This window comes from Paenibacillus typhae (assembly GCF_900099765.1).
Taxonomy (GTDB): domain Bacteria; phylum Bacillota; class Bacilli; order Paenibacillales; family Paenibacillaceae; genus Paenibacillus_AQ; species Paenibacillus_AQ typhae.
Genome location: NZ_FNDX01000023.1, coordinates 58,487 through 79,849, shown reverse-complemented (window position 1 = coordinate 79,849; position 21,363 = coordinate 58,487). Strand labels below are relative to the sequence as shown.

At 54.1% G+C, this 21,363-nt stretch carries 16 protein-coding genes; 6 read left to right on the top strand and 10 right to left on the bottom strand.

Annotated elements, in window-relative coordinates; all coding sequences use genetic code 11:
• Positions 1–112 precede the first annotated feature (112 nt).
• A complete protein-coding gene (locus tag BLR64_RS18280) occupies positions 113–1,681 on the top strand; it encodes an FAD-dependent oxidoreductase (protein ID WP_090716299.1) in 1,569 nt (522 codons plus the stop codon).
• A 52-nt stretch (positions 1,682–1,733) separates the two neighbouring features.
• Positions 1,734–2,045 carry an antibiotic biosynthesis monooxygenase gene (locus BLR64_RS18275; RefSeq protein WP_090716298.1) on the top strand — a complete coding sequence of 104 codons (312 nt, stop codon included), beginning with the start codon at positions 1,734–1,736 and terminating at the stop codon, positions 2,043–2,045.
• A gap of 115 nt (positions 2,046–2,160) precedes the next feature.
• On the opposite strand, the gene BLR64_RS18270 is transcribed toward BLR64_RS18275, so the two are convergent.
• The 7 genes from BLR64_RS18270 to cidR form a co-directional block, all read right to left on the bottom strand.
• The gene (locus BLR64_RS18270; RefSeq protein ID WP_090716296.1) at positions 2,161–4,401 is read right to left on the bottom strand and encodes an MMPL family transporter; all 2,241 of its coding nucleotides are present in this window, start codon (positions 4,399–4,401) and stop codon (positions 2,161–2,163) included.
• Between the two features lie 187 nt (positions 4,402–4,588).
• The gene (locus tag BLR64_RS18265) at positions 4,589–6,484 is read right to left on the bottom strand and encodes an ABC transporter ATP-binding protein (protein WP_090716294.1); all 1,896 of its coding nucleotides are present in this window, start codon (positions 6,482–6,484) and stop codon (positions 4,589–4,591) included.
• The gene (locus tag BLR64_RS18260; RefSeq protein WP_090716292.1) at positions 6,481–8,241 is read right to left on the bottom strand and encodes an ABC transporter ATP-binding protein; all 1,761 of its coding nucleotides are present in this window, start codon (positions 8,239–8,241) and stop codon (positions 6,481–6,483) included. Before BLR64_RS18260 ends, BLR64_RS18265 begins: the two co-directional genes overlap by 4 nt.
• The gene (locus BLR64_RS18255; protein ID WP_090716290.1) at positions 8,234–8,686 is read right to left on the bottom strand and encodes a MarR family winged helix-turn-helix transcriptional regulator; all 453 of its coding nucleotides are present in this window, start codon (positions 8,684–8,686) and stop codon (positions 8,234–8,236) included. Before BLR64_RS18255 ends, BLR64_RS18260 begins: the two co-directional genes overlap by 8 nt.
• A gap of 244 nt (positions 8,687–8,930) precedes the next feature.
• Complete coding sequence (locus BLR64_RS18250; RefSeq protein ID WP_090716288.1) at positions 8,931–10,343, bottom strand: DNA-binding protein; 1,413 nt, start codon at positions 10,341–10,343, stop codon at positions 8,931–8,933.
• A 142-nt stretch (positions 10,344–10,485) separates the two neighbouring features.
• On the bottom strand, positions 10,486–10,767 hold the full coding sequence (locus BLR64_RS18245) for an aspartyl-phosphate phosphatase Spo0E family protein (RefSeq protein ID WP_068728627.1): 282 nt from the start codon (positions 10,765–10,767) through the stop codon (positions 10,486–10,488).
• Between the two features lie 112 nt (positions 10,768–10,879).
• On the bottom strand, positions 10,880–11,800 hold the full coding sequence (gene cidR, locus BLR64_RS18240) for a cidABC operon transcriptional activator CidR (protein ID WP_090716287.1): 921 nt from the start codon (positions 11,798–11,800) through the stop codon (positions 10,880–10,882).
• A gap of 110 nt (positions 11,801–11,910) precedes the next feature.
• Between cidR and BLR64_RS18235 the strand changes: the two genes are divergently transcribed.
• Both BLR64_RS18235 and BLR64_RS18230 read left to right on the top strand, forming a co-directional pair.
• Positions 11,911–12,282, top strand: coding sequence for a CidA/LrgA family protein (locus BLR64_RS18235; RefSeq protein ID WP_090716285.1), 372 nt, complete (start codon positions 11,911–11,913; stop codon positions 12,280–12,282).
• The gene (locus BLR64_RS18230; protein ID WP_208607195.1) at positions 12,279–12,962 is read left to right on the top strand and encodes a CidB/LrgB family autolysis modulator; all 684 of its coding nucleotides are present in this window, start codon (positions 12,279–12,281) and stop codon (positions 12,960–12,962) included. The genes BLR64_RS18235 and BLR64_RS18230 overlap by 4 nt, the downstream gene beginning before the upstream one ends.
• A gap of 130 nt (positions 12,963–13,092) precedes the next feature.
• Here the strand turns inward: BLR64_RS18230 and BLR64_RS18225 are convergent, their stop codons facing one another.
• Positions 13,093–14,061 (bottom strand): Gfo/Idh/MocA family protein, encoded by a 969-nt coding sequence (locus tag BLR64_RS18225; RefSeq protein WP_090716283.1) that lies wholly within the window; start codon positions 14,059–14,061, stop codon positions 13,093–13,095.
• Positions 14,062–14,368: 307 nt separating this feature from the next.
• A complete protein-coding gene (locus BLR64_RS18220) occupies positions 14,369–16,684 on the bottom strand; it encodes an ATP-dependent DNA helicase (protein WP_090716281.1) in 2,316 nt (771 codons plus the stop codon).
• A 282-nt stretch (positions 16,685–16,966) separates the two neighbouring features.
• On the opposite strand from BLR64_RS18220, the gene BLR64_RS18215 reads away from it, so the two are divergent.
• Positions 16,967–18,838 (top strand): LTA synthase family protein, encoded by a 1,872-nt coding sequence (locus BLR64_RS18215; protein WP_090716280.1) that lies wholly within the window; start codon positions 16,967–16,969, stop codon positions 18,836–18,838.
• 108 nt (positions 18,839–18,946) lie between these two features.
• Here the strand turns inward: BLR64_RS18215 and BLR64_RS18210 are convergent, their stop codons facing one another.
• Positions 18,947–19,378, bottom strand: a complete 432-nt coding sequence (locus BLR64_RS18210; RefSeq protein ID WP_090716278.1) for a MarR family winged helix-turn-helix transcriptional regulator — start codon at positions 19,376–19,378, stop codon at positions 18,947–18,949.
• 214 nt (positions 19,379–19,592) lie between these two features.
• Here BLR64_RS18210 and BLR64_RS18205 point away from each other — a divergent pair, with 214 nt between their 5' ends.
• Positions 19,593–21,287, top strand: a complete 1,695-nt coding sequence (locus BLR64_RS18205) for a methyl-accepting chemotaxis protein (protein WP_090716276.1) — start codon at positions 19,593–19,595, stop codon at positions 21,285–21,287.
• The last annotated feature ends 76 nt before the right edge of the window (positions 21,288–21,363 follow it).

Below are 21,363 nucleotides of genomic sequence, written 5' to 3'. Positions count from 1 at the left end.
AAACCTTATTTTGACACAGGATCACTTCTTTCATGCACAGACGGGGGTTTAGGTTTCTTTTGGCGGGAGTGTGGTAATAAATGAAATGAATCGTGCATAGGAGGGATCACTGATGAGTACAACAGACGGTCAAGCGGGGAATAAGTATTCACAAGGTCTTCCACAATTTCCGGAATCCCTGTGGAGAGGCACAACAGAGCTGCCTGCTTTTCCGAGGCTTGCGGAAGATCATGTTACCGATGTAGCCATTGTTGGAGCAGGGATTACCGGGATTACCGCGGCGTATCTGCTTACCAGGGAAGGCTACAAGGTCACCCTACTGGAAGCCGGTGAGGTGCTTGGCGGAACGACCGGATTTACCAGCGCCAAAATCACAGCCCAGCACGGGATGATTTATGCTGATCTTATGAAGAATTTCGGGGAGGAGCAGGCCTGGGCTTACTACCAGTCCAACAGCGAGGCGATGAAGTGGATGATCCACACAGCCGAGGAGCTGGGGCTCTCCTGCGGTATGCATCCTGAAGATGCTTATCTCTACGCGGACAAAGACGATGACGAGACGCTGAAGCAGCTGGAGCAGGAGTTCGAAGCCTATCAGAAGCTTGGGATACCGGGAGAATGGCTGGATCATATTCCGCTGCCGCTGATGGTGACAGGAGCCATCCGGCTGCCGGGACAGGCCCGCTTTCATCCGCTGCACTACCTGAAGGGAATGCTGCAGTTCGTGCTGGATAAGGGAGGTGTGGTCTACGAGCACACCATGATCGGCGAAAAGGTGGACAAGGGCGAACGGATTACCCTGTATACCGAAGGCAGTGAACATCAGATCCGCTGCAGACATGCCGTTTCAGCCTCCCATTTCCCGTTCTATGATGGCGGCGGCCTGTATTTCTCACGGCTGCATGCGGAACGCTCCTATTGTCTTGCAGTCCAGCCGGAAACCGATTTTGCAGGCGGAATGTATCTGAGTGCGGGAGAGCCCACCCGCTCGCTGCGCGCCGTGGAATGGAACGGGCACAACCTTGTCATCGTCGGCGGAGAGAATCACAAAACCGGACAAGGCATTTGCACGTTCGGGCATTACGAGAATCTGGAGGTGTTCGCCGGTGGACTGCTGGGAAGCAGACAGATTCCGTACCGCTGGTCGACCCAGGATCTGATCACGCTCGACAAGGTTCCTTATATCGGCAAACCTGATGAGGACGAAGAAATTTATATTGCCACCGGCTACGGCAAATGGGGCATGACGAACGGCACGCTGGCGGCTCAGATCATCACAGACCAGATTATGGGCCGTGCGAACCGCTACAGCGGGCTGTATGATCCGTCCCGCTTCAAGGCACGCCCGTCAATCAAGAACTTCATTGTGCAGAATGCCAATGTCGCCAAGGAGCTGGTGGCCGGCAAGGTGGAGATTGTCCGCAAGAAGACCAGTGAGCTCGGTGCAGACGAAGGGGCCGTTGTTTTCCATGACGGGAAGCGGGCCGGTGCCTACCGTGATCCTGAGGGCAAGCTGCATCTGGTGGACCGCACCTGCACCCATATGGGCTGCGAATGCGAGTGGAACAACGCCGAACGCTCCTGGGACTGCCCGTGCCACGGCTCCCGCTTCTCCTATGAAGGCGATGTGCTGGAGGGTCCGGCTACATTGCCGCTGACCAAGCTCGAAGCGGATGCATAACATCGCCCCCCGCTGAACCCTGCAATTAAATCCTACTGGAGGAGGAACGGCTATGCTGGTTGTTACCAACACTATTAAGGTTAAGGAAGGTCATGGCGCTGCTCTGGCCGAACGTTTTGGCGGCTCGAACGGTGTGCAGGAAATGCCCGGCTTTGTCCGGATGGAGGTGTGGCACAGCGCAGCCAAAGACGGCGCCGAGGAGCTGAAAATCAGCACCGTGTGGGAGAACGAGGAGGCCTTCAGCGGCTGGACCGCAAGCCCCGCCTTCCGCGAGTCCCACCGCGGTGCAGGCCGTAATGAAGCGATCCTCGGCGCTTCACTCGACAAATACGAGCTGCTGCTCAGCCGCAGGCCGGGGGAATAGCCGCCCGGGCTGCCCTGCCATGCGGCCGCTCAAGCACAACAGGGATGCCCCGCCGGGCCTTATGGCCGGCGGGGCATCCCTGTTTGTGAATCCGGCGGTCCGTTAGCCCGCCGGTTTATTCAGCGCTGCCGGATGGCTGCGGCTGCCGCGGCTCTTCATGCTTGCCGGGCCAGAACGCCCAGCGGCCGCACAGCATAGTGATCGCCGGCACCAGGAACGGCCGGACGATGAAGGTATCAAGCAGCACGCCGATGGCGGTGATGATGCCGAACTGTACCAGCACCTGAATCGGCAGGCTGGCCAGGACGGCGAAGGTGCCCGCCAGAATCAGTCCGGCCGAGGTGATGACCGAGCCGGTCTCATTAACGCCTTCGGCAATGGCCTGCTTCAGAGGCATCACCTTACGCTTTTTCCAGATGTTAGAGATCATAAAGATGTTATAGTCCTCGCCAAGCGCAACCAGGAAGACGAACGAGTACAGCGGAATCGCTCCCTGAATCGCATCTGCGCCCAGAACATAATGGATAATAATCCAGCCAAGGCCGAGTGCAGAGAAGAAGGAAAGAATAACGGTACCGACCAGATAGACCGTTGCCGTTACCGACCGCAGATAGATCAGCAGCAGCAGGGTAATCATGCCGATAACAACCGGAATAATGAGGTCGGTATCACGCTCACCCAGCTCTTTTGTATCATACTGGGTAGCCGTTTGCCCGCTAACCCATACACTGTCATGCGCCTGTGCTTCGTCAAAGCCGGATTCCACCAGAGCCTGCTCCGCTGTGTTCAGCAGCGCCGGAATATGGCTCATCGCCTCCAGGGAATACGGATTGTCCTTGAACTCCAGGTCAAAGCCGATAATCTGCGGATTCACTGCCCCCTGCTGCGCATCGGATACGGTATCCACATAGGACAGTCCGCCGAGAATAACCTTGAAATCCTCTCCGCTCACCTGACCCTTTGTATCAACGATCAGCTTGGCCGGAGCCAGCTCGCCGGGTGAGAACTGTGTGCCGATCAGATCGAAGCCCTGCCGGGATTCCATATCTTCAGGGAATGAGGAGAGCAGATCATACGTAAATTTAATGCCCGTGGAGAAGGAGGCCAAAATGCCCAGGCCGATGATCGTTACGGCTACAATCGTCCAAGGGCGGGAAACCACCAGACCACCAATCCCCTTACGGCCGCCTCTCTTCGCTTTCGGCTGCGGGGCAGGCTTGCCTTTGGCTCTCGCACGCTCCTCCTCCATCTGCGGTGTCCGCGGCACAAACGGGAAGAACGACATCCGCCCGAAGATCGCCAGCAGCGCCGGTACCAGCGTCAGGCTGGCAATGCCCATGATCAGGATGGAAACGCTGAATGGCACTGCGAACCGGTGATACGCCCCGTACTCGGCCAGCAGCAGGGCAAACAGTGCCAGCACAACGGTAAAGCCGCTCATGGCAATCGCCCCGGAGGAGTGGCTGATCGAGCTTAGCAGCGCCCGCCCTTTATTCTCCTCTACCTTAAGCATCTGGCGGAACCTTGAGATCAGGAACAGGCAATAATCCGTACCCGCCCCGAACAGGAGCACGGTCATAATCGAGATTGCCTGTGAATCTACGGTAATCCAGCCTTCCCGGGCCATTAGGCCGAGCAGCGGGCTCGTGACCCCGTAGGCAAAACCTACCGCCACCAGCGGAATCAGCGCCAGAATCGGTGAGCGGTAGATCAGCAGCAGGAATACAAGCACAAGAATTACGGTTGCAATCAGCAGGGATACGTCCGCATCCTCGAATAGTCCAGTAGCATCAATCGAAATGCCGACCGGCCCCGATACGCGCAGGCTCAGCTCACTGCTGTCCACAGAAGCTGCAGCCGGATCGCTGCCTGTCTCTTCACGTACGAGCGTCTTTAACTCCGTGATGCCTTCCCCCAGCTGATCGCTGTCCGCCGACTTGTCGAACAGCACCGGTGTAACCAGCGTACTGCGGTCCTCTGACAATGAAGCCTGAAGCGCCTGTGGTGGCAGCTGGCCCAGCGGGGGCACAAAATTCTGATGCGGCAGCGGCTGCTGCTCCAGCTTGCCGTACAAGGCGATAATATGTACTAAATCCTCTTCTGACAATCCGCCGTCACGGTGCCACACCAGCAGTGCAGGCACGCCGCTGCCGCCCGGAAATTCCTGATCCACGACAGCCGCTGCCCGGACCGACTGCGAGGTCTCCGGAAGGTTCTGCGCATTGTTGACTACCTGTGAATTTACGGAAGGCCATAACAGCGTAAGCACTCCCACCAGCACGATCCAGATCAGCAATGTGATCCATTTCGTAGTACGGCCAGCCACCCATTTCCCGTAGCCCGACATCCTGTTCATCCTCTCTTTGCCCTGGCTCTTTTCAAAAATGAGCCACGGGTCATTTTCTTATCCTTATCATATATACCCCGAAAATTTTAAGCAAATCTTTTTTTAAACGGATCTTCCATCATCAGCCTTGCCACTCTTTCCATAATAAAAACACCGCTCCCGATAAATACAGGAGCGGTGCGTTTTGAGGTGAGCTTTAGCCTGCATCCGGCAGATCATCGCCGGAGAACTGGCTGTTGTACAGATCGGCATAGAAGCCTCCCTGCTCCAGCAGCTCAACGTGGGTGCCTTTTTCAATCACGCTGCCCTGATTCATTACGAGAATGAGGTCGGCATCGCGGATCGTCGACAGGCGGTGGGCAATTACAAAGCTGGTTCTTCCGGTCATCAGTGTCTTCATCGCCTTTTGGATTTGCACTTCGGTCCGTGTATCGACACTGCTGGTCGCTTCATCCAGAATCAGAATCGACGGATTGGCCAGAATCGCCCGGGCAATCGTCAGCAGCTGCTTTTGTCCCTGGGAAATATTAGAAGCTTCCTCATTCAGGATCGTATCATAGCCGAGCGGAAGCGTACGGATAAAATGGTCGGCATGGGCAGCTTTGGCAGCCCGCACCACATCCGCTTCCGTGGCGCCTTCACGGCCGTAAGCAATGTTGTCGCGGATGGTGCCGTTGAACAGCCAGGTATCCTGCAGCACCATACCGAATTTGCTGCGCAGCTCACTGCGCTTCATCTCCGTAATGTTCACACCGTCGATGACAATCTCCCCGCCGCTGATTTCATAGAAACGCATCAGCAGGTTGATAAGCGTCGTTTTGCCGGCGCCGGTCGGTCCGACAATCGCAATAGTCTGTCCCGGCTTGACGTCGATATTCATGTCTTCAATCAGAATCGCTTCTGGCTTGTAGCCGAACTTCACATGACGGAATTCAACTGCGCCTTCTTCAGCCTGATCTGCAGCCTTAGCCAGGGATACTGCGGTTTCCGGCACTTCCTCTTCTTCGTCGAGCAGTTCAAAGACACGCTCAGCGGAAGCGATCGTCGACTGAATGATATTGGCAATATTGGCCGTCTGGGTAATCGGCATGGTAAACTGGCGCGAATACTGGATAAAGGCCTGGATATCCCCGACTTCAATCACCTTGCGGGTTACAAAGATCCCGCCGACCACACAGACGAGCACATATCCGAGGTTACCGATGAACATCATCAGCGGCATAATCATCCCGGACATGAACTGGGACCGCCAGCCGGAGCTATACAGATCGTCATTGATTTTATTAAATTCGCTCAGCGACTGCCGCTCCCGGCCGAACGCCTTGACGATCCGGTGTCCGGTGTACATTTCCTCAACATGGCCGTTCAGCTGGCCCAGTGATTTCTGCTGGCCGATAAAATACCCCTGGGAACGCTTCGTGATGGCCATAATCACCACAAAGCTCAGCGGCAGGGTGATTATGGTAATCAGGGTCAGCCACGGGCTGATCGTCAGCATCATGATGATAACCCCGATAATGGTTACGATGGACGTGATCAGCTGTGTCAAGCTCTGCTGCAGCGTTGTACTGATGTTGTCCACGTCATTGGTTGCCCGGCTGAGAATTTCGCCGTGGGTACGGGAATCAAAATATTTCAGCGGCAGCCGTTCCAGCTTGCTGTTCACCTGCTCCCGCATATCGAATACTACCTTCTGGGCAACTCCGGCCATTACATACTGCTGCACGTAACTGAATACGGAGCTGAACAGATACAATCCGCCCAGAATAAGCAGAATTCTATTTACATAGTCGAAATCTATAGCTGCCCCCGGTACGCCTGTAAGCATCCCGTAAGCTCCCTCAAACAGCTTGGTTGTCGCCTTCCCCATTACTTTCGGGCTGAAAATGCTGAATACCGTACTGGCTATAGCTGTGATTAGGACGATAAGCAGCTGCACCTGGCGAGGTCGCAGGTAGGTGATCAGCCGGCGAAGCGTACCCTTGAAATCCTTGGCCTTCTCCGGAGGCATCCCCATGCCGGGTCCGTGCCCGGGACCGAAGCCTCCGCCACGCCGCGCCGGAGGCTTCATTTGCTGATTTCTTTCACTCATGCTATTTCCTCCTCTGACAACTGCGAGGATACTATCTCGCGGTACACTTCGCTATTCTCCATCAGCTCGCGGTGATTGCCGATGCCGGCCACCCGGCCTTCATCCAGCACAATAATCCGGTCAGCATCCATAACGGTACTGACCCGCTGGGCGACGATCAGCACGGTCGATTCCGTCGTCTCCTCCTTCAGGGCAGCGCGCAGCTTGGCATCCGTCTTGAAGTCCAGCGCGGAGAAGCTGTCATCGAACAGATACACCTCCGGCTTGCGGACCAGAGCCCGGGCAATCGACAGGCGCTGCTTCTGGCCGCCGGAGACGTTGCTGCCGCCCTGGGCGATCTGCGAGTCGAAGCCTTCCTTCATGGCCGATACGAAATCATAGGCCTGGGCCACTTTGGCTGCGTGGATGATTTCCTCATCGGTTGCATCCTCTTTTCCATAGCGGATATTCTCGTTGATGGTTCCGGTAAACAGTACCGCCTTCTGCGGAATATAACCGATTTTGCTGCGCAGATCCTCCTGGGCCATCTCACGGACGTCCACGCCGTCTACCCGCACAGCGCCTTCTATTACGTCATAGAAGCGGGGAATCATGCTGAGCAGCGTCGATTTACCCGATCCGGTACCGCCGATAATAGCCGTAATCTCGCCCGGGCGTGCACTGAAGCTGATTCCGGACAACGCCGGCTGTTCGGCTCCCGGATACGAGAAGGAGACGTTATCGAACTCGACATAGCCGCGCAGACCGTCGCGTCCGTCCTGCTTCTTCGCGTCGGCTGTAGCCTGAAGGGCTCCTGAAGCAGGATCAACAATTTCCGGCTGCATATCCAGCACCTCATTGATCCGCAGCGCGGAGGCTGAAGCCCGGGGAATCAGCACGAACATCATTGACACCATAATCAGGGAGAACATAATCTGCATCGCATATTGGATAAAAGCCATAAGCGAGCCGACCTGCAGGTCGCCGTCGCCGATCCGGATACCGCCATAATAGAGAATGCCGATCATGGAGAAGTTCATAACCAGCATCATAATAGGCATCAATCCGGCCATAATTTTGTTAACCTTAATCGCTGTATCAGTGAGGTCTTTATTAGCTGCAGTAAAGCGTTTATTCTCATGCTCAATGCGGTTGAATGAACGGATAACCCGGATTCCGGTCAGATGCTCACGCAGCACCCGGTTCAGGGTGTCCAGCTTCACCTGGATGGCTTTGAACAGCGGAAGTCCCTTCATTCCGATCAGGAAGATGGCCCCGACGAGCACCGGAATCACGATGACAAAGATCAGAGACAGCTTGGCATCCTCTGACACCGCCATAATAATCCCCCCGATCATCATCATCGGAGCGCCGACCATCATGCGCAGCATCATAGTCAATACCGTCTGAACCTGTGTAATATCGTTAGTAGTGCGGGTAATCAGCGAGGCAGTTCCCAGCTTATCAAACTCATGCAGTGTAAAATTCTCCACATGCTCGAACATCCGTGAGCGGGTATTTCGTCCGAAGCCGGCAGCCACCCTGGCCGACAAATAACTGGCAATTACCGAACAAAGCGCTCCGCCGCCGGCGACCAGCAGCATGTAGGCGCCGATTCTCCAGATGTAGGCGCGGTCTCCCTGTACAATCCCTTTATCTACGATGTCGGACATCAGGGTCGGCAGGTACAGATCACCCATGGATTGCAGAAAGACCAGAATCAGTACCGCTGCCACGCCCCACCGGAAGGGCTTCAGCCCTTTTAACAATTTAATCATTCTTCTCATCTCCGTTCATTTGTAACAGGTCCAGATCAGGCCGCGGATTCTCTTCAATGAATGTCTGCACCTTCATTAACAGGTCTGCTAGAAGGTTGCTCTCTTCTTCACCCAAATATTCCACCAGCTTGCGCAGTGAAGCATCCATATGACTCCGCGCTTTTCTCGTAATAACCCTGCCCTGCTCCGTCAGCCGGATCCTTACCACTCTGCGGTCGGAAGGGTCCGGCTGGCGCTCTACCATGTCTTTGGCCTCGAGGCTGTTAATCAGCTGCGTCACCGTGGGAGGCGTGATTCCCAGCAGCCGGCTGATTTCGGAAACCTTAAGCCCTTCCTCAGGTGTGCGCGATTTTCTGGCGAGGCATATCAGTAAAGTCATTTCACTCGGCTTATGGCCGTCTACGGTCTGATGCACATGGGCTTTGCGCAGCTGCCGCAGGGCCATAAAGAGCCGTTGTGCGACTGGATTTTCGCTCTCTATCCCAACGAGTCCCGCCTCCTCATATTTAGTTAGGTCTACTAATAATTAAATACAATATTAATTAGGCTACCTAATTATATTTTCAAGCCCGGTCTTTGTCAAACACTGAATACGCTATCAATTTTTACGGAATGGCGAACGGTCGCCCTTGGCCGCAAAACACAAAAAACCCCCGCTTTATAAGCGGAGGAGCGGTATAAATACTGTATCAGAAAGAGCGTTTTGTTACGCCGGAGAGCGGCCGTCCCTGTTCGGCGCTGTCCTTTTTGGGGACCAGGCCTTGGATCAGCTCACTGTACTTCTGCAACTGCTCTCCCGTTGCCTGTACGCGGTTTGCTTCAAATAAGGCAACGCATTCAATCATATCCCTGGCGCTGTTCAGCTGAACGGCAGTCTTGAGACATTGCAGAATATAAGTGACCCCCAGCTGAGCCTGCCCGCGCTCCAGATAATATACAGCCAGCTGATAACCCAGCCGGTAGATGCGGTCAATATTAATATAATCCTTGAACCGGTCAAAGCCGGCCATCTCCCTGGAAAAGCGCTCCAGTACATGGTCGACAGAGAAGCCGAAGCGGTTGGCAGCCTCCAGAATACTGACCAGACCCGCCAGCACTTCAGCAGGATAGTCAGCCAGGTAGGCCATATATTCCGGCAGAACGGCACTGTTCCCCTTCATAAGCTCGAGTGTATAGCGGTTTCCGACGGCAAATGACTTGAACGCATCGACAAGGCGTAGGCCCTCCTCATCCAGCATTTCAAACCAGCTGAGATCAGCATACATGTCTGTAAACGTTATGGCCTCCCCGTATTTCCCCTGCTTGGCGAGAGAAGTGGCCTTCATCAGATGCCCCTGGGCATAATACAGTACAAGCGGCCGCAGCAGCGGCAGCCCCTCGCTTCGCCTTCCGGCTTTATTCCTGAGCTGTTCCCGGTAGATCCCGCTTGCCAAGCCTCTAAGCTCATCGGCATATCTCTCCATATCGCTCCATCTGTGCAGGGAAAAGCATACATTGGCCAGCTTCAGCAGCCCTTCAAGCTGCAGATGCTCGGGCAGACGTCCGCGGAACGGCTCGTAGGCGATGACTGCCCGCAGCATGTCTTCCATATCGGCAACGGTTCCCAGCGCCTTGAAGATCCGGTATTGGCTGATTGCCATCCTTTCCGAATAGCTGTCCTGCTCATGCTCCACAATGATTTTATAGAAAGGTTTGGACTCCTGGATTTTTCCGCAGGCAAACAGCTTCTCCGCTACCGAATAGATGATATCCAGCGGCTTCTGATACTCCATCATCCGGTTTATGGTTTCTTCCACACACTGCTTCCTGCCCGTAATGGCACAGCGGATCAAAAAAGGCTCCGCCCTGCGCCGCGAGACCTTTTCTTCACTGAAGCATTCATCCACATAAAGCGGATAGAACCAGCCCTCAGGGTATCCAAGCGCCTCTGTTAATGTATCCAGCTGGCCCAGGGAGACGGGCTTTGGGGGATTACCATGGAGAATGGCGCTCAGGCTGCCGCGGTTAAGACCGGAAATTTTAGCAAATGAAGCAAGGCTGTGTCCGGAGCGGGACAGATTGTCCTCAATTTCAGAACGTAATGTTGTCAGCTTGTTCTCCACCCGGCACCCTCCTTAACAATGCGAATTAAACTTGTTTTTAATTCCATTATAGGTACTGCCTGTAGAAAGCACAACAAAACGGCCCCGCACAGGCGGGGCCTCAAATGACGCACTACGTTATGGTGAACATGTTCAAGCGGTATTACTGCTGCAATGCAGACTTGCTTCTTACACGCTTGCTTTTGGAGATGGTTCCGTAATGGGCAGGCTCCTTCTGGCGGCTTCTCAGACCTTCCATCATTTTGTTCTGGGCCATAACAATATAACCGTCCAGACGCTGGCTCAGCTCAACGACCATATGATCACTGAGGCTGCGTTCCTGTGCGACCTCCAGCAGTTCACTTCTAAGGCTCTCTATAGTCAAAAAAAGCTCATCTTCTCGGTAATCGCTTCGATCTTCGTGGGAACCGCGGTAAAACTTCATAATCAGTCACCTGCCCTCTATCAACTTCTTTCCTATCATAAGGCATGATGCCAAAAAACATATTTTGAAAAAAAAGAAAAAAATGTCGATGAACTTACAGCTGGACTTACATTTATTTCATTTTAACATTTTTTCCCGGCGAAAGATAGAGCTTCCCCAGAACCTCCATGGCAAAAGCGATCCATTCCCGCGCCGCGAAGGAAAGATAGCGGTCCCTGCGCCAGATCATCCCCAGCTGCCAGGGAATAACCGGCTCAGAAAGCGGGACGACGGCAATCCGTGTCCGGTCCATATCCCGGCAGATCGTCTCCGGCAGCAGGGCAATGCCCATCCCGGCCTCTACCATCCGGCTGATCAGATCCCATTGCGAGCTCTCATAGACAACGTTTGGCTGAAACCCCGCTTTTACACACTCGGTAATAATCCGGTCATGCAGGGCAAAATCCTCGCGGAACAGCACGAACTCCTCTGCCTCAAGCTCCCCCAGCGCCACACTCTCCGCTGCAGCCAGACGGTGCCCCGCCGGCACCAGGAGCTCCAGTTTCTCCTCAACGAAGGTAAAACAGTGGAACTTCGCCGTATCCGCCGGCAGCACAACTGCCCCGATATCCAGCAGCCCCGTCTCTACATCATCCGCCACCTTTTTGGCTCCGTCTTCATGCAGCCGGATGGTCACATCAGGATAACGCCGGTGAAACTCTCCGATCACCGCAGGGAAAAAGCTCGCCCCCACCATCGGCGGCAGGCCGATGCGGATATGCCCGCGCTGCAGCTTGCGCAGGCCGTCCAGCTCTGCGGACAGATTATTGAAGGACTCCACAATATTTTGTGCCTTGGCCAGCAGGATCTCACCTGCATCAGTCAGCCGGATACTCTTCCCCTCACGGTAGAACAGATCCGCTTCAAGCTCCTCTTCGAGGTTACGGATCATTTTGCTGATGGTCGGCTGGGTGATGAACAGGGATTCCGCCGCTCTGGAGAAGCTCTTCAGCCGCGCTGCCTGCACAAAATACTGTAACTGTCTGATATCCAAATCATTCACCTCATGTATAGATAAATGGAATGTCACTTATTCAATCTATTCATTTTACCTATGAAAATAATTGTTGTAAACTTTCAATATAATGAAAGGGGCGAAGCCTTATGAAAAAATTAATTATAGGCTTGCTGCAGGTTGCCGGACTTACGGTTTTCTCCATGCTTATCAATACATTGACTCCGCTGCTGCATCTTCCGGTTCCGGGAAGCATCATCGGCATGCTTATCCTGTTTTTGCTGCTGGAGGCCGGGGCAATCCGGCTGAGCTGGGTTGAGGTCGGCGCTTCCTGGCTGCTTGCCGAGCTGCTGCTGTTCTTCATCCCCTCCGCGGTCGGAGTCATGAAATATACCGGTCTGCTTGAGGTGAACGGTCTGCAGGTGCTGGCTGTTGTACTTGTCGGAACCTTTGCCGTAATGGCCGGATCAGGACTTCTGACAGGAGCTATCTATAAAGTAAAGGAGCGTAGAGGCTCATGATTACAGGAATGGTTCTATTAGGAATCACACTGCTGGTCTATCTGCTGGCCAAACGGATCTACACAACGAGCGGCAAAATGTACTGCTCTCCGCTCATTCTTACACCGCTCATCATGATCGGTATTCTGCTTCTGACCGGTGTTTCGTATGAATCCTACAATGCGGGAGGCAAATGGCTGACGGATCTGCTGCAGCCGGCAACCATCGCCTTTGCAATCCCACTCCATAAAAACTTCAAGGTGCTCAAAAAGCACGCCGCCGAAATTGCGGCTGGCGTGCTCTCAGGAACGGTTATTGCCGTGCTCTCCTCAATGCTGCTGGCCAAATGGCTGCACTTAAGCGGAGAGCTGGTTAACAGCCTGGTGCCCCGTTCGGTTACTACACCGATCGCCATGAGCATCTCCCAGAGCATCGGCGGTGTTCCAAGCATCACGGCAGTCTTCGTTATCCTGACCGGTGTGCTGGGTACGATGATGGGCCCTTCTGTCCTGCGCCTCTTCCGCATTGACAATGAAATTGCGCGCGGTGTTTCGCTGGGAACCGCGGCGCACGGTACCGGTACCTCCAAGGCATTCGAGCTTAGCTCGCTGACCGGCACCATCTCAAGTATTTCGATGATTCTGACTGCGCTGTTCTCCATTGGCCTTGCGCCGGCGCTGCTCACTGTTTTCCTCCACTAGGCCGACCCCGCTTGGGCCGATGGCCGGCAGATCCGCTAAACGGTCTGCCGGCCTTTTTTCTGTAAAGGTTTTGGGCCCCCGCAAAGTACCTGAGTAATCATCAAAGCGTAAGCCCCACCTTGCAGGTTTTTTATAGCTTCACCGGCAGTCCGCTCTGTGCGGATTCGAAGGCTGCACAGGTCACCTTCAGCGTCTTGTACCCGTCCTCATAATCACTCAGAATCCGCGAGCGGTCCCCGGTCCGCACTGCATACAGGAACGCCTCACTCTCTGTCAGATAAGGATTACCGGAATTTACGTGCTCTTTACTGTCGCCGCTGCGGACCTCCAGCAGACGCTCCGGATTCCAGTCCAGCAGCCCGTTGTCGTTATAGAAGCTGATGCCGCTGCGCCCTACGCCGCCCGGCAGAACGCAGGTGTTGGAAATATTCGCGATTACGCCGCTGGCCAGCTTCAGGGATACCGTCCCGACATCGGCTACGGTCACTCCGTCATGCTTCTCATGCATGATGCGGTTGCCGAACAGGCCGTACACCTCGGTCACCTCACCCGCCAGATAACGCAGCAGGTCGACGATATGGGTCGTCTGCTCTGTGAACTGTCCGCCGGATTGCTCCTGGTTGCGCCACCAGGCTACGCCCGGCATATCGCCCATCCACTGTCCGACGATCATACCCACTTTATCCCCCTGCAGCGCGGCCTTCAGCCGCTGGATGTTCTCCTGATAGCGGAAGTGGTAGCCGACCGAGGTCAGCAGATTCTTCTCCTTGATATCCTGCAGCAGGCTTGCCGGGATTTCCGTGCTTGATCCAAGCGGCTTCTCGATAAAGAACGGAATCTCCCGCTTGATCAGCGACCGCTCAATGGCCCCGTGCGACTGCGGAGGCACACAGATATAGACGGCATCAAGCTTCTCTGCGTCCAGCATCTCTGTTATTTCACCGTAGCCCTCCGCCCCGTAGGGACGGGCCATCTCCTCACCTTTGGCCTTACTGCTGCCGCAGACGGCCTTCAGGGACACATCCTCCATCCCCGCCAGCAAATCCGCGTGTACTTTGGAGAACCAGCCGGTGCCTACAATTCCGATATTCAGTGTCATGTCTTATCCTCCTGTGGGTGCTATTTAAAATGAATTCAAGAATTCAATCTGGCGTAGGGGCGACTACAGGGAATGTTTGGACTTCCGGCCGCTGTTGTCTGCAGATTTCTTTTATTTTACCGCTGTTCGCGGTGGAAATCCGCAGACAAAGGCGGTCGCTGACGCTCCTACAGTTCCAAACTTCCCCTCCGCCGCTTCCCGCCTTATTGCAGGCTTAAAAATCATTTTAAATAGCCGATTTTTATTCCGCCTAATCTAAAAGCCTATTATAGGTTGTGATTCTATAATTAAAAGTAATTATAAGCGCTTACGTGATGACAAGGTAGTCCTGCCACTCATCCGGAAGCAGATTGCGGTAGGGAGGCTGGAGGAAACGGTCGTCAGCGAGGATAATAACTCCGTTATCGCTCTCGCTGCGGATCAGCCGGCCTCCGGCCTGCAGTACCTTGCACATGCCCGGGTAGACGTAGGCGTAATCGAAGCCGTTTTTGGCTGCGGCCTGAAAATAGCTGCGCAGCAGATTGCGCTCCAGCCCCACCTGGGGCAGGCCGACGCCTACAACCATTACGCCGTTCAGCCGGTCGCCCGGCAGATCCACTCCCTCCGAGAAAATCCCGCCCAGCACGGCAAAGCCAAGCAGTGTCTCCGGATTGTCTGGACGGAACGAGGCAAGGAAGCTTTCCCGGTCCGGCTCGCTCATCCCGGTACTCTGCACAAGGGTAGAGACCTCCGGATATTTATCGGCGAACAGCTCATAGACATTCTGCAGATAAGCATAGGAAGGGAAAAAGACAAGATAATTCCCCTTCCGGGCCGTCATGCCTTTCAAGGCATCACATAGCGGCTGCAGTGAAGCTTCCCTCTCCCGGTAACGGGTGGATACGGGAAGTACCGACACCTCCCACTGCTCTCTATGAAACGGAGATGGAACAGTGAGGCTGTAATCCTCCTCCCTTGCGCCGATCATGTCCCTGTAATAAGAGAGCGGAGACAGTGTGGCCGAGAACAGGATCTGGCTGCGGAAGCTCTTGCCCATCTGCTGAAGCAGATGGGAGGGGTCCAGATTGAACAGCTTCAGGTACACATCCCCGCGCCGGACCTCGGCATAGGTGACGTACCGCTCATCGTAGGTTTTAAAGGTACGGAGCATATTCTGCACCGCAAAATACGTATCCAGCAGCCCCTGACCCTCTTCCTCATCCTCCCCCGGTACAGGAAGAAGGGCGGAAGGAGACAGCAGCTCAGCCTCCGCCTCCAGGGAAAAAGCTTCAAGCAGGCCGGGCAGCTCCTCCGGATACGTGCTCCATTTCCCTTCCCCGTCTTCACTGCAGCTTTTACGCAGGGCAATGAAAAAGGCATTAACAGCTTTGGCTGCAGCGCTAAGCGCCTTGTTTACCGTCTTAAACTGCCGTTGCAGCCCAAGGAACGGAGCTTTCGTAAGCTCTGCTGAATACATGGCCCGGCCGCGGTCAACCAGATTGTGGGCTTCATCGACCAGCAGCACCGCCCGGCGCTTGCGCTCCTCCGGCAGCCGCTTCAGGCTGATCCGCGGGTCATAGATATAGTTATAGTCACAGATCACTGCATCACAGGCATACGCGGTGTCCAGTGAGAATTCGAACGGGCACACCACATGCTTTTTGGCGTAGCGGGCAATGACTTCCTGTGTCATCAGCTTTTCATGCTCCAGTATGTCGAGCACTGCCCCGTTGATCCGGTCATAGTACCCTTCCCTGAAGGGGCAGAATTCGCTGCTGCACAGCCCCTCCTCCCGGAAGCAGGCCTTGTCTTTGGCGGTCAGCGTCACGGCATGCAGCTGCAGGCCCTGCGCCAGCAGCATTCCGATGGCCTCCTGTGCCGCCAGCCGATTGACAGTTTTGGCTGTCAAGTAGAACAGCCCCGCTGCATTTCCCTCCCCCAGAGCCTTGAGTGCCGGAAAAAGCGTGGACATCGTTTTGCCGATCCCTGTCGGCGCCTGGGCGAACAGATTGACCCCCTCGGCAACCGACTTGTAGACGGCTGCCGCAAAGTGCCGCTGCCCGCTGCGGTAGGCCGGAAAAGGAAAGGCCAGCGCGCGGATGCTGCTGTCCCGCTGCTCCTGATGCCGGACGAGCAGCTCCGCATACGGGGCATACCTGGCAACGGTATCGCCCGCGAATGCCTCCAGCTCCGCCGCTGTCATTTTCCGGTACATGCTCTGCTGCTCTTCTCCGCCGCGCCGGACATAAGTGAGCTTCACCGTGATATCCGTGAGCCCCAGATCCAGGCAAAGGATGTAGGCATACATCAGGGCCTGAGCCCAGTGGACCTCTTTGCCGGCAAAATCCGGCTCCAGCAGCTCCGCGGTAGATTTAATCTCTTCTACCGTAACAGCCCCGTCCTCCCCGGTCAGCAGTCCGTCACAACGCCCGTCAATGATAAACTTGAGACCCGCGTGGACTATTTCTGTCTTGAGGTAGACCTCTTTACGGTCGCCTTCCTTATATTGCTTCTGTATATGCTGATGAATGCGCGTCCCCTCGGCCATTGCAGCACCGCTGCTGAAGCCCGGCATAAGGCTGCCGCTGCTGAATACATATTCGACCAAGGACCTTACTGATATGGAAATTTCCGCAAAATGCATTTTTTAAAGCCTGCCCCCCTTCTATCGCTCGCCCTTTTTGGCGTGAACCACCGTTTTCCTGCTTTTTACCCCGTATGCTCTAATCTGAGTAAGATAATATCCGGTTCACGTACGCGCATCATTTATTACGCAGTTAAGTGAGGTTATACGGCATTTCTGTTTTTTGACATTCACCTGCCAGCGCTGCATAATAAGGTCTATTAATATAGGAATTCTCTTGTCCAAGCGCTGCATCCTCCCAGCCGGGAGCGGCGTTTCATCTCTAAGAAAGAAGGCGAAGCTGTGTCATCCCTTACTATTAAACGGTGGGTAGCCAAACCATTCGTGTTTTTTACGCTTATTTTTATACTCAAAAGCTTCCTGGCCTGGGGCGTTATTTTCGGGGATCTGCTGTCCTGGAAATCACTGATAACGGAAATCCCTTTTATCTGGGCACTGTTCTGTCTCATTGAGGCCTTCGCCTCCAAACGCAAGCTAGGACTTTACATGCTGGTCAACCTGCTTGTAACGGCAATCTTTTTCGCGGCCATTATGTACTTCAAATATTACGGTGTAATCGTCACCTACCAGGCGGCTGAACAGGTTAATCAGGTAACCGCTGTACGCAACAGCGTCTTTTCCCTGATGGACCCGTATTATCTGCTGATCTTTTCCGACATTATCATCTTTGGCATTTATTTCTTTTTCAATAAGAAAGGCCGTACTTATAAAAAAGAAAAGATCAACCGCCGGAGCGGCAAGTCGAGATTTTCCTACAGTCTGCTGTTCGCCCTGTCGCTCGGTCTCTGCCTGTTCAATGTTCTGCCTAATAAGGCCAGCATGAATGAAATCAAGAAAGCGCAGGAAATGGGACTTCTTAATTATGAGGTCTACGCCATTTTTGCTCAAGACAAACCGGAGCTGGTTAAGGCCAGTGAAATTACACAGGACGTTATCAATGAGGTAAAAGGAATCGATCCGGCGGCCGTTTCCCCGTTCCAGGGTGCGGCCAAAGGCAAGAACCTGATTATTATCCAGCTGGAATCCTTCCAGAACTTCCTGCTGGGGCTTACAATCGACGGCAAAGAGATTACGCCTAACCTGAACAGCCTGATGAAAGACAGCCTGTATTTCCCTAACTTCTATCAGATGGTCGGCCAGGGAAATACCTCGGATGCGGAATTCGTGGTCAACTCTTCCTTCTATATTCCGCCTAAGGGTGCGGCCACGATGTCTTATGTCGATAAAGAGCTGCCAAGCCTCCCGCGCCTCCTGCAGGCCAGCGGCTATCAGACCGCCACCTTCCACACCAATGACGTGGAATTCTGGAACCGTGGAGAGCTGTATAAAGCACTCGGCTTCGAGCACTATTACGACCATAAGTTTTTCGGGGATGAGGATACCTTCTTCTTCGGACCGTCCGATGAAGTGCTCTACCGCAAAACAGCCGACAAGCTGAAGGAAATGGACCAGGACGGCAAGCCGTTCTACGCCCAGGTGATCTCCATGTCAGCCCACCATCCGTTTACGATTCCTGAGGAAAAATACCAGATGAAGCTGCCAGAGCGTTACGAAGGCACCTTTGTCGGCGACTATATCCGCTCACAGAATTATGCCGATTACGCGTTCGGGCAATTTGTTGAAGAGCTGAAGGCCAGCGGTGTATGGGATGACAGCCTGATTATGGTGTACGGGGACCACATGGGTCTGCCGATTTATTCCCTGGATCATGACGATAAGCAGCTGATGGAAGAAATCTACGGACATGAGTATGAGTACGCCAACATGCTGAACATTCCGCTCATGATTCATGAGCAAGGCAGCCTGCAGCCGCAGACGCTTGAGCAGGTCGGGGGAGAAGTGGATATTATGCCGACCGCTGCGAGCCTGCTCGGGGTGTCGCTGGACAGCACCATTCATTTCGGCCAGGACCTGACTGCCCAGACATACAATTTGTTGCCGCAGCGCTACTACCTGCCGACCGGCTCCTTCATCGCCAGCTCCGGGCTGCTCATTCCGGGCAACAGCTTTGAAGATAACACGCAGTATATTCTTGCTTCCGGAGGGCAGGCTCCTGCCGGAACAGAGGACGAATACAACCGTGCACTGAGACTCCGCCAGCTCTCTGACAGCTATGTCACGCAGCTGCCGGATAGAGCGCCTGCAGCAGAATAGATTGAAGCCAGAAACAATGACAAACAGCCAGGCTCCGGTGATGGAGCCTGGCTGTTTTGTTATTGCGCTGCTTCTATTCAATAAATAAGCCCGGAGACCAGTCTGTCATTACCGCTCCTGCTTCTCCAGAAGCGTATAGTATTCAGCGAACTTCTCCAGTTCCTCCGGCTTCAGGATCGCCAGATGCTCGGTCAGCAGAACCAGCGAGCGGTTCTGCGCTTCCTTGAGCAGCTCCTCGCCTTTTTCGGTAAGCGTCACTGTTACGGCCCTGCGGTCATTCTCATCCTGCACGCGGGCAGTAAGGCCAAGCAGCTCCAGACGGTCCAGCATTACCGTTACCGCGCTCGACTTCACATCGAGCTGCTCTGCCAGCTGGATGACCCGTGCCTTTTTCTCACGGGCAATGATATGCAGCAGATGAAATTGCGGCACTGTAAGGCCGATTTCTTTATGCAAAGACATCTGCGATGTGATTTTACGCTGTACTCTCCACATGGATAATCCCAGGGCTTCAATCAACGGATCAATTTTCTGTGCCATCCCTCTCACTCCCAGTCCGTTTGTCCTGCTTCAAGCGTACCATTTTCGGCAGGGCGGATTCAATGTTTTTGCCTAAACCCTGAAAAAGCCTGCATTTTCCGACACAAAAATACTATATTCTCGCTAATGCTCCGGGAACATTGATGCGCTATAATCGTAGCAGTGATAACAAATATCACCAAATTTTAGAGAGTCAGGGCTGGTGGTGCAAACAATGAAATTGGCAACAAAATTAACTTGGATGATGCTTATCGTGTTACTTCTCGTCGGATCATCCATCGGGTTCTTCGGATACCGCGCTGCGTACAAGCAGTTAGACGAAGCTGCAGGTATAGAATTGGTAGGCTGCGCCAATATTACAACCGGACTCGTCGATCCCGCCGATATTTCGGCTCTGGCTGCAGGAGATACCAGCAAGCTGGCTGCCATCGAAGACCGCATCGGCTGGATCAATGACCATAAACCGATTTTTAAAGAATCCTTCATTCTGTCGCTGGACGGTACAATTCTCGCGGCTGACGCCAACCTCAAAGAAAGAGGATACAAAGCCGGCGATCCGTTCTACTTCTCGGAAGAAGACAAAGCTATGATTACCACCATGAAGCATTCTGCATACTCCAAGGTTTATACCTATCAAGGTACCTCGCTCAAGACCGGCTATGGCCCCATCTATCAGGATCATGATCCCACAAAACCTATCATTGCTCTAATGGCTATCAATTTCGACGGCGCTCTCGTGCAGGAACGGACACAGGATATTATCCTTCAGCCCTTCATCATCGGCGCATCGATTCTCGTTATCGCTATTATTGCCGCATACATATTTATCCGCAGAACCACCAGACCGCTTACCAGACTCTCGGGCTCTGTTAACACGGTTGCCAGAGGTGATCTTTCCCAGGAGCCGATTCTGTTCAAAAGCAAAGATGAAATCGGCACGCTGGCCCGGGATTTCAATGAAATGACGACCAGTCTGCGCAATCTAATCACTCAGGTCAACGATACGTCGATGCTGGTCGCTTCCTCTTCGCAAGAGCTGTCCGCCAGCGCACAGGAGACCAACCGGGCCGGAGAGCACAGCGTCAATGTCACCATTGATCTGGCCGACGGTGCCAACACCCAGCTGCGCAATCTGGAGGGCAGCTACCGGTCTGTGCAGGAGATGTCGAGGTTCATCACGGAAATTGCCAGCACTGCCGACACTGCAATGAACACAGCTGCAGATAATGCGCTCAAGGCCCGCAACGGGCGTGAATCCATGGATTCTACCACCTCTCAAATGCAGGTCGTAAGTGAGAGTATCAGCGATCTGTCCGGAATCATCGAAACGCTGGGCAGTCATTCCAAGGAGATTGAGAGTATTGTCGGTACGATCTCCAGTATTGCCGAGGAGACCAACCTTCTGTCACTGAATGCAGCTATTGAAGCTGCCCGGGCCGGCGAGGAAGGACGCGGCTTTGCCGTAGTAGCCGGTTCCGTACGCAAGCTGGCTGAACGCTCGGCTAACTCCGCTGCCCAGATCGGCGAGCTGGTAAGCCAAATTGTCAGTCAGATGGACAAAGCCGGAGAGACCATGAGACGCTCCACCGATGAAATGGTCGAGGGCAAAGCCATGATTATTGCTGCCGGCAAATCCTTCTCGGAGATTGAAACCTCCGTCTCGGACATGTCCTCCCAGAGCCAGCAGATTTCCGAGACCGTCCGTGATCTCGCTCTCATCTCCAGCGATCTGGTAGCTGCGATCCAGAGCATCGTGGCTGTCTCCAACCAGACTGCCGAAGGCGCAGAGATGCTCTCCGCTTCCTCCCAGGAGCAGCTTGCTGCTATGCAGGAGGTGGAGGCTTCCGCCGCCTTCCTGTCTTCGCTGGCGGAGAAGCTTCAGGTGCTTGTTGAGAACTTTAAAATATAGGATTTGTTAAAGGGCATTTTTAAATGACCGGGGGTTGAGGTTAGGCCGCAGCTGCGGGGAATGTTTGGACTTCCGG